The organism is Mycobacterium sp. E2238 (assembly GCF_001672665.1).
Classification (GTDB): domain Bacteria; phylum Actinomycetota; class Actinomycetes; order Mycobacteriales; family Mycobacteriaceae; genus Mycobacterium.
The window spans coordinates 26000-40322 of sequence record NZ_LZKF01000033.1 but is presented as its reverse complement, the minus strand read 5'-3'; the positions used below and the strand labels follow the sequence as shown (position 1 = coordinate 40322).

7 protein-coding genes are annotated in these 14323 nt (G+C 70.0%); 4 read left to right on the top strand and 3 right to left on the bottom strand.

What is annotated here, in order from left to right; all coding sequences use genetic code 11:
- Positions 1–4 precede the first annotated feature (4 nt).
- Positions 5–1030 (top strand): NAD-dependent epimerase/dehydratase family protein, encoded by a 1026-nt coding sequence (locus A5711_RS02885; protein ID WP_067943892.1) that lies wholly within the window; start codon positions 5–7, stop codon positions 1028–1030.
- Positions 1027–2394, top strand: a complete 1368-nt coding sequence (locus A5711_RS02880) for an FAD-binding oxidoreductase (RefSeq protein WP_067943890.1) — start codon at positions 1027–1029, stop codon at positions 2392–2394. The genes A5711_RS02885 and A5711_RS02880 overlap by 4 nt, the downstream gene beginning before the upstream one ends.
- Here the strand turns inward: A5711_RS02880 and A5711_RS02875 are convergent.
- The 3 genes from A5711_RS02875 to A5711_RS02865 all read right to left on the bottom strand — a co-directional run bounded on the left by A5711_RS02875 (position 2391) and on the right by A5711_RS02865 (position 4969).
- Positions 2391–2723, bottom strand: coding sequence for a hemophore-related protein (locus tag A5711_RS02875; protein WP_067943888.1), 333 nt, complete (start codon positions 2721–2723; stop codon positions 2391–2393). The two genes, A5711_RS02880 and A5711_RS02875, sit on opposite strands and share 4 nt — an antisense overlap.
- A 216-nt stretch (positions 2724–2939) precedes the next feature.
- Positions 2940–3296 (bottom strand): hemophore-related protein, encoded by a 357-nt coding sequence (locus A5711_RS02870; protein ID WP_067943885.1) that lies wholly within the window; start codon positions 3294–3296, stop codon positions 2940–2942.
- A 230-nt stretch (positions 3297–3526) separates the two neighbouring features.
- Positions 3527–4969 (bottom strand): amidase family protein, encoded by a 1443-nt coding sequence (locus tag A5711_RS02865; protein ID WP_067943883.1) that lies wholly within the window; start codon positions 4967–4969, stop codon positions 3527–3529.
- A 256-nt stretch (positions 4970–5225) separates the two neighbouring features.
- Between A5711_RS02865 and A5711_RS02860 the strand changes: the two genes are divergently transcribed.
- Together A5711_RS02860 and A5711_RS02855 are read left to right on the top strand one after the other, a co-directional pair.
- Positions 5226–6929 (top strand): acyl-CoA dehydrogenase family protein, encoded by a 1704-nt coding sequence (locus A5711_RS02860; RefSeq protein ID WP_197520729.1) that lies wholly within the window; start codon positions 5226–5228, stop codon positions 6927–6929.
- On the top strand, positions 6926–14317 hold the full coding sequence (locus A5711_RS02855) for a type I polyketide synthase (protein ID WP_067943880.1): 7392 nt from the start codon (positions 6926–6928) through the stop codon (positions 14315–14317). Before A5711_RS02860 ends, A5711_RS02855 begins: the two co-directional genes overlap by 4 nt.
- The last annotated feature ends 6 nt before the right edge of the window (positions 14318–14323 follow it).

Sequence of the window (14323 nt, the reverse complement as noted above, 5' to 3'; positions counted from 1 at the left end):
TCCCATGCGCGCATTCGTCACAGGAGGAACCGGGTTCGTGGGGTCGAACCTGGTGGCCGCCTTGGTCGAACGGGGGATCGCCGTCCGCGTGCTGCGGCGTTCGACCTCCTCGCTGGCGGCATTGGCCGGCGTGGACTGCGAGACGTGCGTCGGTGACGTGCTGGACGAGGTCGACGCCCTCGCCGCCGCGATGGCCGGCTGCGACTGGGTGTTCCACACGGCGGCGATCTCCGACTACTGGCGCTACCGCGGGCAAAATCGCCTCTACCGCACCAACATTGGTGGCACCCGCAACATGCTGGCCGCCGCCCTGCGGGCGGGTGTGCAACGGTTTGTCCTCACCAGCTCCCTCGCCGCGCTCGGCGTGCCGGAACCGGGGCACCTGCTCACCGAGTCCGACAGCTTCAACCTGCGTCCGCGCCAATTCCCATACGGCTACAGCAAGCACCTCGCCGAATCCGAGCTACGCCTCGCGGCCGCCGCGGGCCTTGCGGCCGTGGCGGTCAATCCGTCCGTCGTCATCGGGCCGGGCGACCTCAACCGCACGGAGAGCGCGATGTTCGTCCAGGCCGCGCGCGGAGGGCTGCGGGTCGCCACACCCGGTGGCACCAACTTTGTCGCGGTCGGTGACGTGGTGGCGGGCCACATCGCGGCTGCCGAGCGGGGACACGCCGGCGAGCACTACATCCTCGCCGGCGAAAACCTCAGCTTCCCTGAGGCTTTCGCAACCGTCCGCGACATAGCCGGCCAGCCCGGGCCGGGGCACGTTCTTCCGCGGTGGACCATACCGGTGGCGGCGGCGGCCGTGGGCGCGGCCCGCTTCGTGGTGGGCCCTCGTCTGCCCATCGGCGGAAAACAGATGCGGTTGTCGTCTGCTTACATTTATGCCGACGGCAGCAAGGCCCGCACCGAGTTGGGCGTCCCCTATACGCCGTTTCGGGCGGCCGCCCAGAGTGCCTACGACTGGTACCTGGAAAACCACTATCTGCCCGAACAAGCCGCGGATACGCGGCCGCGCATACGGCGATGACACGCGCGGTCGACGCGATCCCCGGCTTCACCGGCCACATAGTCCACCCCGGCAGCGACGAGTACGACTCGGCGCGACAGCTTTTCAACGCCCTGATCGACAAGCGGCCCGCCGTCGCGCTGCGCTGCCGCTCCCGCGCGGACATCGTCGCCGCCGTCCGGTACGCCGTCGGCTCCGGAGCCGAGATCGCGGTGCGGTGCGGCGGGCACAGCGTCGCGGGACACTCCTCGACCGATGGCGGCATCCTCATCGACCTCGCCCTGATGCGCGGCGTCGTCGTCGACGCCGAGCACCGGATCGCGGTCGTGCAGCCCGGCGCGACCTGGCGCGACATCGACCGGGCCACCGCCCGCCACGGCCTGGCCTGCCCCGGCGGGGTGGTGTCAACGACGGGCGTGGGCGGGTTCACGCTCGGCGGTGGGGTCGGCTGGTTGTCCCGCGCATACGGCCTGGCCTGTGACAACTTGACCGCAGCGGAGCTCGTGCCGGCCGACGGGGAGTTGCTGTATGTCAGTGCGGCACAGAACCCGGAGATCTTGTGGGGGCTGCGGGGCGGCGGCGGCAACTTCGGCGTGGTCGCACACTTCGTGCTCGACCTGCACCCGGTCGATCAGGTCATCGGGGGTATGCGGGCCTACGACGACGCTGACGCCGAGGCCGTGCTGAAACACTTTCGCGCCCAGATGAACAGTGCCGACGACCACCTCGCGTCCCTCGTCGACTTCGGCACCGATGAGGGTTCGGGACGCCGGCTGGTCACGATGCTGAGCTGCTCGACACGGCCCGACGAGATCGGCCGGGCGGCCGTCGGCGCGCTGGCGCGGGTCGCCGGTTTGAGAACCGAACCGGTGCTGGCGCTGCAACGCGACATCGCCTACCCCACTTGGCAGCAGGCCCTCGACCACACCGCCCCGTTCGGGCGGCTGAACTACTGGAAGTCGATTTTTCTCACGGAGCTATCCGACGACGCGATTCGGCGGATCGCGGCGCTCGGGCGAACCCGCCCCACGCCGCAGACCCATGTGCACCTGATCCGGCTCGGCGGTGTTCCGAGCCGCGTTCCGCCGCAGGCGACCGCCTTTTCGACCCGCAACTATCCCTACATCGTGCACCTGATCACCACGTGGACCGAGCGCGCCGACATCGAACGGTGCAGGTCGTGGACCGATGAAGCGTACGAAACGCTGCGCCCCCTCGGCCCGGCCGGTGTGTACCTCAACTTCGTGGGCGATGAAGGGGCGCTGCGCATTCGGGCCAGCTACGGTGAAGCCACGTACCGCCGGCTTGCCAAGCTGAAGGCTCGGCTCGATCCGGATAACCGCTTCGCCCTCAACCAGAACGTCGAGCCCGCAACGGATGGTTAGTAGTTAGGGCAGGAATTGGCGAGCGGCACGACGATGCCGTGGAACGGTGCGGCGTCGGGGTTGTTCCCCATGTCCTGCAGCATCTGCCGGCGTTTGGGCCGCGGCGCGGCGACGAGATCGTGCAACCAGGCCTGCGCCTCCGGGGAACCGTTGAATTGCGCCGCGGGTCCCGGGAATTCCGCATTCAGCGCCGCAACCACCTGCTGGTAACTGCATCTGCTGTTGACGGCCGGGGTGATGTCGGGGTCGGCGGATGCGACTCCCACTCCAGCGGTCAATGTCAATCCGCAAATTGCGACGGCCAATTTGGCCAATGACGGCTTGAACATTTGGTACCCCCCTTTACTGAGGCGTCGATGCCGACCCCGGCGGCATCTGAAGGAGCTCGCCTCTTTCGGTCAGTAGTTGATTTGTTCCAACTACAGCCTCACTCCGCACCCGTCGTTCGACAACCGGCCAATCGGCCCAAATTCGGAGGCCCTTAGGCCCTTGGGGCGACCTGGCCCGGGCCGGCCAATCCGCCTGGCACGGCCCGGGCCCGGTGCTCAGTACTTATTGCAGATTTTCGCGACGTTCTTCATCGTTTGGAGGTACGGCTGGGCGTCGGGCATGCCCTGGATCTGCGCGGCCAATTGCCTGCGCTGGTCCGGCCCCGCATCGACGAACTGGTGCAAAAAGCCCTGAGCGATCGGCGATCCGTTGAATTTCGCCGCATCGTCGGGAAATTGCGTGTTGAGCGCGGCCGTCGCCTGATCGTACGTACAGGTCGAGTTGATGACCCGCTCCAGATCGGGGTCGGGAGCGGTAGTGGGATCCGCGGCCGCGATGCCGGCTCCGGTGGTGAGGGATAACGCCAGACCACCAGTCGCAACTGCCAATCTGGTCCACGAAAACGTGACCATTCTGAATAACCTTTCAAGGGGAACACACCGCGATAAATCCGGCGATGATTATGTCAGCCTAGCGTCTGTTTCGGGGTCCAGCCTCCTACGGGGCTCTGGAGTATCTAAGAATTCAGTAGCGGCGAGATAAGACGCCTTTCGCCATGCCATTCCGCCGGTCAAATCGAATGCGGCGCAACGGAAATGAGGCCGGCGCAGCCCGCAGGCACACGATGTTTGGGGAGCCAACCCTAAGCAGGCGTGCGATACCGCGCGGCCGGCGGCCGGTGCTGGGCCCACGGGCGCGCCGACTCCAGTTGCGCGGCAAGCGAAATGAGGGTCAGCCCGTCATCGGGCCGCCCTACCAGATGGACCGCTTCGGGCAGGCCGTGCGGCGAGATTCCGACCGGGACCGACATGGCCGGTTGCCCGGTGTAGTTCTGCGTCGGGGTGAACGGCATGAAGCCCAACACCCGCGCCATCGCGCGGGTGGGCCCCAGGCCCTCGAGGTGCCCGACGGGCACCGGCGGCTTACCCAGCACCGGCGTCATCAGCACGTCGAAGTCGGCGACGGGCCGCAGCCCGCGCTCGCTCATCCGGTCACGGGCGGCCAGCGCCCGGTGCGCCAACCAGTCGGGGACCAGCCGGGCGGTACGTCCCTCGGCCTGGATCCGCCGCTCCAGCAGCTCGGGCGTGGGCAGCCGCTCGATTTCATCGGCGAGGCCGTGCATCATCAGCGCGAACACCGAAAGGACAGCGGCCGGCGGATAGACCGGATCACGCTCGACGACTTCGTGGCCCAGCGAGCGCAGCAGCTCGGCGGTCTCCAATACCGGCCGGCGCACGTCGTCGCTGACCGGAACGGGAATGACCGGTTTGAAGGACATGGCGATCCGCAGCCGACGCGGTGCGCGCGACACCGCGTCGATCAGGGTCGGCGGCGGAAACGCCGAGACGATTTCGTCGTTGGGCTCCAAGCCGGCCATCGCGTCGTGCAGCAGCGCCGCATCGGCCACGCTGCGGGCCAGCGCGCCGATGTGATGCAGCCCGTGGAACCGGTAGGCCCGCTCCGGTGATTGCTTGGTGCTGATCCACCCGCGCTGACCCTTCAGGCCGACCACCCCGCAGCAGGCGGCCGGGATACGAACCGACCCGCCCCCGTCGGTGCCCAGCGCGCCGGGCACCATGCCGGCCGCCACCGCCGCCGCCGAACCACCGCTGGAACCGCCGGTGGTCCGGCCCAGGTGCCACGGATTGCGGGTCACGCCCCAGGTGGGGGACTCGCACATCGGGACGGCGCCGAACTCGGGCAGATTCGTCTTGCCGATGATGACCGCCCCGGCTTCCCGGAGGCGCCGCACCGCGGCGCTGTCGCGGCTGACCGGCCCCGTGTCGATCGCGGTGCCGCACATCGACGACACTCCCGCCACATCCGTGTCGTCCTTGACCGCGATCGGCACCCCCGCCAACGGCAGCACTTCGCCGGCGGCGAGCCGGCGTTCGACCTGCGCCGCTTCCGCCATCGCCTGCTCGGCGAGCACGACGCGGAATGCATTCAAGACCGGGTCGAGTTGAGCGATCCGCTCGAGGTGGAAATCCAGCAGCTCCCGCGGTGAAACCTCGCGATCGCGCACCATTTGCGCCAGCCGCGCCACCCCGGCAAAGGCAAGGCTTTCATTATCAACGGCGGTCATGCACGCCCTTTCGCGCCAAACCCCCCGTCCGACTGAACTCCCCGCCGAGTGTACGCACACCTTGACCGATGCCGCCGAGAACGAATTCATGCAGGCCAGCGAGGACCTTGTCTCCTGCGGCAATAGGACTTTCGGCTCTCGCCCGCGGCACCCGCGGGGTCAAAGAATCACTAAGAGCAGCGGTGAAAGGGGAGTCACGGCCTGCCAGGGAGGACATTTCGATGAATAGGTCCGAGTCGTCCGCCGCGTACCGCACGTGGCGCCTGACCGTCATGGCCACTCGGCGTCGGTGGGCAAGGCGATGACCACCGACGTCGGCCTGGACCGCGACAGCCTCGAAATGATGCTGACCTCGCTCGATGATTTCCTCGCCGAGGCGCTGCCGGATACGCGCCGGCTGGCCCTCGACCACGACGACGTCTGCCCGGAAGAAACCGTCCGCGCGATGTGCGGTGAAGACCTCGGCGTGCAGCTCGTCTTCATCCCTGAGGAGTACGGCGGATTCGGCGGCGGGGCGTTCGACTCCTACCGGGTCTGCGAACGGCTCGCCCGCTTCGACATCGGCGTCGCCACCGCGGTACTGGCCACGTTTCTCGGCAGCGACCCGATCGTCGTGGGCGCGACCGAACAGCAGCGCAAGGAGTGGCTCGGGCGCATCGCCGAAAAGGGAATCCTATTCGCTTACGCCGCAACGGAACCCGAGGCGGGAAGCGATTTGGCGGCGATGAACACGACGGCCACACCGGTCGAGACCGACGGTCAGGTGACGGCCTACCGGCTCAATGGCCGCAAGCAATGGATCAGCAACGGCTCCATCGCGGATGCCTACTCGGTTCTTGCCCTGGCGCCGGGCGGACCGTCCTGGTTCGTGGTGACGAAGGGCGCCCCCGGGTTCTCGGCGGCACCCCCGGAAGACAAGCACGGCATCCGGTTGTCCGACACCGCAGCGCTATTCCTCGATGACGTGCTGGTCCCGGCGGAGCAATTGGTGGGCCGCGAGGAGGGCCGCGGGCTCGCCCAGGCCCAGCAGGTCTTCGGCTACACGCGGGTGATGGTTGCCGCATTCGGGCTCGGCGGCGGCTGGGCGGCCCTGGACCGGGCGATCGCCTACTCCGCCGACCGGGTGCAGGGCGGCGCACCGCTGTCGGACAAGCAAGGGTTCACCCACAAGCTGATCGTGCCGCATGCGGTGCGGCTGGAGGCGGCACGCGCGTTCATCGAGGAAACCGCGGCCCGGATCGACGGCGGCGAGGGTGCCGGCGGCGCGCTCAACACCGAAGGCGCGATCGCCAAATACCTGGCCACCGAGGCCGGTAACGCGGCCGCCGAGGCGGCGATCCAGGCGCACGGCGGATACGGCTACACCCGGCCGTACCTGGTGGAGAAGATCAAGCGCGACGTCCGGATCACCACGATCTACGAGGGCACCTCGGAGATCATGGAGATGACGATCGCCCGAGGCCGCTGGCAGCAGCACCTCAAGACGTCCGGCGCCCATTACCGCGACGCGGCGCGCACACTTGACGATGTCCCCGGCGAATGCGGCGGCCCCACGGCGGCGCTGGCGCTGGAATGCCTTGGCGCCGTGCTGGAATTGTGCCGGCTCGGCCGGTTGACCCGCAGCCAGCACGTGCTGTTGCGGCTGGGTGAACTGATCAGCTACGCCGAATGCGCGGGCGCACTGGCCCGCCGCGCGGCCGCGGCCGCGGCCGGTGCGTTGCCGGCGAAATCGGACGCCCGCTTCGACGCGGCCGCGCTGGCCGCCATCAGCCGCGTTTTCGCGCGCGACGCGGCGCTGAAGGTCGCCGAGGAGGGCTTGCGGTGGGTGACCGGCGCCGGGGGGTCTGACCTCGCCGTCGCGCTGCCGCTGGACCGGGTGCGGGCCGCGCAGACCGGCCTGCTGAATGACATGGACCGGGTGGGGGACGCGCTGTATCGAAGAGAGGCCGGAACATCATGACGACCACGCCACAGGAGCCGATCGCGGTGGTCGGCGTCAGCGCGATCATGCCCGACGCGCCCGACGCCGCCACCTTCTGGGCCAACATCAAGGCCGGCCGCTACAGCATCAGCGACGTGCCGCCCGAGCGCTGGGATCCGGAGCTCTATTACGATCCCGACCCACACGCTCCCGACAAGACCTACTCCCGGATCGGTGGTTGGGTCCGCGACTTCACGTGGGAACCGCTGGCGTGGCGGCTGCCCATCCCGCCGGCGGTCAGCGCGCAGATGGACGACGGTCAGAAGTGGGTGGTGGCGGCCGCCCGCTCCGCCCTGCTCGAAGCCGGGTGGCCCGACTGGACCGTGGACCCCGAACGGGTCGCGGTCATCATCGGCAGCGCCATCGGCGGCGACAAGCAGCATCAGACCAACCTGCGAATCCAGTTTCCCGCTGTCATTCAAAAGCTCCGCGCTACACCGTCATTCGCGCAACTCCCCGAGTCGGTGCGCGACGCCGTGCTCGCCGAGACCCGGGCCGCGTTCCTGGGTGGAATCTCCGAGATCACCGAGGACACCATGCCCGGCGAGCTCGCGAACGTGGCAGCCGGCCGGGTGGCGAACCTGTTCAACTTCCGCGGCCCCAACTTCACCACCGACGCGGCGTGCGCCTCGGGGCTGGCCGCGATGTCGGCCGCCGTGCGGGGATTGCAGGCCGGCGACTTCGATGCCGCCGTGACCGGCGGCCTGGACCGCAACATGGACCCGGCGGGGTTCGTGAAGTTCTGCAAGATCGGCGCGCTGTCGGCGACCGGCACCCGCCCATTTGACGCGGGCGCGGACGGCTTCGTAATGGGTGAGGGCGCCGCGCTGTTCGTCCTCAAGCGGCTGTCCGACGCCGAACGCGACGGCGACCGGATCTACGCGGTGCTGCTCGGCATCGCCGGCTCCAGCGACGGTCGCGGCAAGGGCATCACCGCCCCCAACCCGGTGGGCCAGCGGCTGGCGGTGGAGCGCGCCTGGGCGGCGTCCGGCCTCGATCCGGCGGCGGCCACCTGCATCGAGGCGCACGGGACGTCCACCCGGGTGGGCGACGCGACCGAACTGGCCAGCCTCACAGACGTTTTCGGTAAGGCCGGCGCGACGCCCGGTTCGATCGCGCTGGGGTCGGTCAAGTCCAACATCGGCCACCTCAAGGGCGCGGCCGGTGCCGCGGGCCTGTTCAAGACGGTGCTCAGCCTGCACGACAAGCTGCTGGTGCCCAGCCTGCACTTCGAGCACCCGAACCCCAACGTGGACTGGAACGACATCCCGTTCCGGGTCAACACCGAACTGAGCGAGTGGCCGGCACCGGCCAACGGGGTGCGGTGCGCCGGGGTCAGCTCCTTCGGGTTCGGCGGCACCAACTTTCACGCCGTGCTCGAGGAGTACGTGCCCGGTCGGCATCGCCCGCCGGGGGAGGCCCGCTCCTACCCGGGCGCGACCATAGCGCAGCGACCCGCCCCGGCGGAGGCCGCACCGGTCGAGGCAAAGGCGCCGCTGCGGGGCGCGGCGGTGGTCGGCGGCGCGGAGGACGCCGGTGTGGCCGCACAGCTGGACCGGCTCGCCGAGCGGGCGTCGGCCGGCGATGTCCCCGCGGTGGCCCCGCCGGACCCCGCCCTGGCGGGCGCGCCCGTTCGGGTCGCCATCGACTTCGCGGATGCGGCCGACCTCGCGACCAAGGCGGCGAAGGCGGCCGGCGCGCTGCGTCACGGCGACCCCGCCGTGTGGCGGATGCTGCGCGCGCAGGGCGTCTTCGTCGGCCGCGGGGCACCGGGCAAGGTCGCGTTCCTCTACACGGGTCAGGGATCGCAGTACGTCAACATGCTTTCCGACCTGCGCGCGCGAGAGCCGATCGTGCGGGAGATGTTCGAGGAAGCCGACAGCGTCACGCGACACCTGCTGGACAAGCCGCTCACCGACTACATCTTCACCGACAGCACCGATGAGGCTGCCGCGCAACGACTCTCGCAGCAGCTCATGCAAACCGAGATCACCCAGCCGGCCGTCCTTGCCACCGATCTGGCCCTGGCCCGGCTGCTCGATGCCTACGGCGTGCGGCCCGACATGGTGATCGGCCACAGCCTGGGCGAATACGGCGCCCTGATGGCCGCCGACGCGCTGTCGCTGGACGCCGCGCTCGAAGCCGCCAGCGTCCGTGGACGGGCGATGGCCGACCTGCCCGGTCCCGACAACGGTGCGATGGCGGCCGTGACCGGTCCGCTGTCCGAGATCGAGCGGCTCGTCGGGGCCACCGACGGCTACGTCGTCATCGCCAACATCAACAGCACCAATCAGGCCGTCATCGGCGGTGCCACCGACGCCGTCGAGCGCGCCGTCGCCGCACTGCGGGCCGCGGGCATGAGCGCCTCGCGGCTCCCCGTCAGCCACGCGTTCCACACCGCGATCGTCGCGCCGGTCAGCGAACCACTGAAGACCGTCCTGCGCCGGCTCGGCGTGAGCGCGCCCCGGCTGCCCGTGGTCTCCAACGTGACCGGTGACTTCTATCCGGCGGACGCCGACCTCGACACGATGCTGGACCTGCTCACCCGCCAGGTGGCCTCGCCGGTGCGGTTCGTCGACGGACTGCGCACGTTGTACGAGGCGGGTGCCCGCGTCTTCGTCGAGGTCGGCCCGAAGAAGGCGCTGCATGGCTTCGTCGAAGACGTGCTCGGGGAAGATGTGTTGGCGCTCTTCACCAATCACCCGAAAGCCGGCGATGTCGCCTCGTTCAACCGGGCGCTGTGCGGGCTCTACGCGGCCGGGCTGGGATTCGGCTCGCCCGCCGCGGCGGGTACCGACACCGCCGCCGTGGCGACCGCCCCGCAAGCCGCGATGCCCAGCGGGAGGTCCGCGATGATCAGCGAACAGCCGGTGGTGATCACCGGTGCGGCGCTTGGGCTGCCCGGTGTCGAGCGCGTCTTCGACGACGAAAACATCGCCCGGATCCTCGACGGCCAACAATTCATCGACACCATTCCGCACCGGCTGCGCCGGTCGATGCTCGACCGGCACATCACCCGCCTGGTGAAGCGGGAATCGGGCGACCCCACGTTCGAGACGATCGACAACGAGGCCGATGTCATCAAGCTGGCCGGGCGCAGCGCACCGCTGGACGTGGTCGCCGAGTTCGCGGTCGACACCGCCCGCGACGCCGCGCTCGACTCGACCACCAAGCTGGCGATCGGGGCGGGCTTCGACGCGCTGCGCGACGCCGGAATTCCGCTGGTCATGCGCTACAAGACCACGACGCTGGGCACCCAGCTGCCCGACCGGTGGGGGTTGCCCGACTCGATGCGCGACGACACCGGCGTCATCTTCGCCTCCGCGTTCCCGGGTTACGACAACTTCGCTCGCGACCTCGAGCACTACTACGTCGACCGGAGCAACCGGGAGCACCTGCTCGCACTGGAGGCGGTGCGCGCCCGGATGAGCGGCGACGACCCCGCCGCTACGGAGGTCGACCGGCGCATCCACGAGTTGCGTCACGCGTGCGAGTCCAACCGGTATGAGTTCGACCGCCGGTTCATCTTCCGCTGCCTGGCGATGGGCCATTCGCAGTTCGCCGAGATCATCGGCGCGCGCGGGCCCAACACGCAGGTCAATGCCGCGTGCGCGAGCACCACGCAGGCGATCTCGCTCGCCGAGGACTGGATCCGGGTCGGGCGCTGCCGCCGGGTGATCGTCGTCTCCGCCGACGACGCCAGCTCCGACGCCCTGCTGCCCTGGCTGGGATCCGGATTCCTGGCGTCGGGCGCCGCCGCCACCGACGACATCGTCGAGGAGGCCGCCACCCCGTTCGACCGTCGGCGGCACGGAATGATCCTCGGCATGGGCGCCGCCGCCCTCGTGGTGGAGTCCGCCGAGTCCGCCGCCGAACGTGGGCTGCAACCCATCTGCGAGGTCCTCGGCACCGTCACCGCCAACAGCGCCTTCCACGGCACCAGGCTCGACGTCGAGCACATCGGCGGCGTGATGGAACACCTGGTCGCCCAGGCCGAAGCTCGCGGCGTGGACCGCCACGCCATCGCGCCCAACACCGTGTTCGTCTCCCACGAGACGTACACGCCAGCCCGCGGGGGCAGCGCCGCGGCCGAAATCAACGCTCTGCGAAGGGTTTTCGGATCCGACGCGGACGCCGTGGTCATCACCAACACGAAGGGTTTCACCGGGCACGCGATGGGCGCCGGCATCGAGGACATCGTGGCGATCAAGGCGCTGGAGACCGGTCTGGTTCCCCCCGTCCCGAACTTCAAGGAGCCCGACCCGGAGCTGGGCCGGCTGAATCTCTCGGTGGGTGGAAGCTATCCGGTGCAATACGCGCTCCGGTTGGGCGCCGGGTTCGGTTCGCAGATCGCGATGACGCTGATGCGCTGGACCCCGGTTCCCGACGGCCGCCACCGGCCGCCCGACGAACTCGGTTACGAGTACCGGATCATCGACCGCGCCGCCTGGCAGCGCTGGCTCGCGCAGGTGTCGGGCAGGACCGACGCCGACCTGGAGATCGTGCAGCACCGGCTGCGGATCGTGGACACCGGAGCGCCGGCGCCGGCCCCACCGGCCGCTCCGGCAGCCGCCCCGGCGCGGCAACCGGCGGTGGTGTCGGAGCCGGAACCGGCGGTCGCCCCTGCCGTGGACGACGTCACCGATGTGGTGGTGGGTACGGTGGCCGAGCTGACCGGTTATCCGCGTGAATTGTTGGATCTGGACCTGGATTTGGAGGCCGATCTGGGGGTGGACACGGTCAAGCAGGCCGAGATTTTCGCCGCGATTCGGGAGCACTATGGGGTGGCCCGCGATGAGAACCTCAAGCTGCGTGACTTCCCCACCCTGAATCACGTCATCGCCTGGATCCGCGACAAGGCGGAGGCCGAGACCCACCCAAAAGCGCTCACTGAAACACCGCCGACCATCCCAGGCGACACCGCCGCCACCGACCGGATCACCCGGCAGGTGCCCGTACCCGCGCTGCGGCCAGAGCTCGCGGCCTGCCTGCCCACCGGTGTCACGCTCGGCCAAGGCACGCGCGTTGCCGTCATGGGCGACGAAGGCGGCGTCGCGGATGCGCTGATCGCCCGGCTGACCCGGCTCGGCGTCGATGTGGTGACGCTGCGGCCCGACGACGACGTCAGCACCGTTCTGAGCGACGCCGTCGACGGCGTCTACTGGCTGGCGGCCCTCGACGACGAGGGCCCGCTGGAGCGCTTGGACCTCGCCGGCTGGCACGAAGCGCTGCGGCGCCGGGTGCGCAACCTTTACACCACCATGCGGCACCTGTACGAGCACAGCCCGTTCCTTGTCGTGGCCACGCGGCTGGGCGGATACCACGGCTACGACGCGACCGGGGCGACCTGCCCCCTGGGCGGAGCGGTCACCGGGTTCGCCAAGGCGTACCGGCGTGAGCGCCCCGAGGCGCTGGTCAAGGCGGTCGACTTCCCGGTCAACCGTAAGACCGCGGCGCTGGCCGACGCGCTGATCGACGAGACGCTCCGCGATCCCGGTTGTGTCGAGGTCGGTCACGCCGATGGCCGCCGCTGGGGCGTCGGCCTGGCGGAGCGACCGTTTTCCGCCGAGGCCAGCGAGGCTTTCGGCCCCGACCCGGTCTTCCTCGTCACCGGGGCCGCCGGCAGCATCGTGTCGGCGATCATCGCCGACCTCGCCGCGGCCTGGCGGGGCACCTTCCACCTGCTGGACCTCACGCCGGAACCCGACCCGGCCGACCCCGACCTGCGGCGGTACGCCGAAGACCGCGACGGCTTCAAGGTCGAACTGGCGGATCGGATGCGCGCGAGGGGCGAGCGCCCGACACCGGTCCTGATCGAGCGGGAATTGGCCCGCCTGGAGCGCCGGCAGGCCGCGCTGGCCGCCATCCGAGCCGTCGAGGCCGCCGGCGGTTCGGCGCGCTACCACAGCGTCGACCTCACCGACGCGGCCGCGGTGGACAAAGTGCTGGCGCAGGTGCGGGAGACCAGCGGGCGCATCGACGTGCTGCTGCACGCCGCCGGGGTAGAGGTCAGCCACGGGCTGCCGGACAAGGAGCCCGCCGAGTTCGACCTGGTGCTCGGGGTCAAGGGTGACGGATTGTTCAACGTGCTGCATGCCGCCGGTGACCTTCCGCTGGGCGCCGTCGTGGCGTTCAGTTCGGTCGCCGGCCGGTTCGGCAACATGGGCCAGACCGACTACAGCGCCGCCAACGACCTGCAGTGCAAGATCCTGAGCAACCTGCGTCGCACCCGTCCAGAGGTAAGGACGCTGGCGATCGACTGGACCGCCTGGGGTGGCATCGGCATGGCCACCCGCGGATCGATCCCGACGATCATGGCGGCGGCCGGGGTCGAGATGCTGGCCCCCGAGGCGGGTGTGGCGTGGATCAGGCGCGAACTGAACGCCGGCCTGACCGACGGCGAGGTCGTCGTCGCCGGGGCGCTCGGCGCGCTCACCGCCGAACCGCACGAAACCGGCGGCGTCGACCCGGCTTCGCTGACGGCGGACGGGCCGATGATCGGCGAGGTCGTCCGCGCCGGTGTGCACGACGGGTTGGTGCTGCACACCACCCTCGACCCGGCCACCCGGCCGTTCCTGGATCACCACCGCATCGAGGGCACGCCGGTGCTGCCCGGCGTGATGGGCATGGAGACGTTCGCCGAAGCCGCCCGGCTGTTGGCGCCCGATCTGCACGTGGCCGCCGTCGAGAACGTCGACTTCCGGGCGCCGCTCAAGTTCTATCGGGACGAGCCGCGCACTCTGACGGTGACGGCCCTGGTCCGCCCCGACGGCGACGACCTCGTCGCCGAATGCCGCCTGTCCGCGGAGCGCACGCTGCCCGGCAGCGACCAGCCGCAGCGCACCGTCCACTTCACCGGCTCGGTGCGGCTGACGGCCGAGCCGCCCACCCTCGCCGAGGGCGGCGCCGATCTCGGCGGCGAGGTGCCCGCGCTGAGTCCGGAGCAGGTCTACCGGCTGTACTTCCACGGCCCGGCCTATCGGGTGGTCGGTTCGGCGTGGAGGTGCGACGACGGCGCGGCCGCCCGATTCGCCGACGGACTGCCGCCGCAAACCGACGAGCCGGTGCTCATCGGGCCGCGACTGGTCGAGCTCTGCTTCCAGACCGTCGGCCTGTTCGAGGCCGGCACCCAGGGCGTCCTCGCCCTGCCGCTGCATGTCGACGCGGTGCACCTGAACGGGACCCCGACCGAACGGGCCGGGCTCGTGGCCACCGCAAGGCCGGACGGACGCGGCGGTTTCGTCTGCACCGTCCGCGACGACGAAGGCAGACCCGTGCTGCGGGTCGACGGGTACCGCACCGTGCCGCTGCCGCAGCCACCGTCCGCGGAGGTCGTCGCCCCGATCCGCTCCGTCATGCGCGGCTGAGGGGAC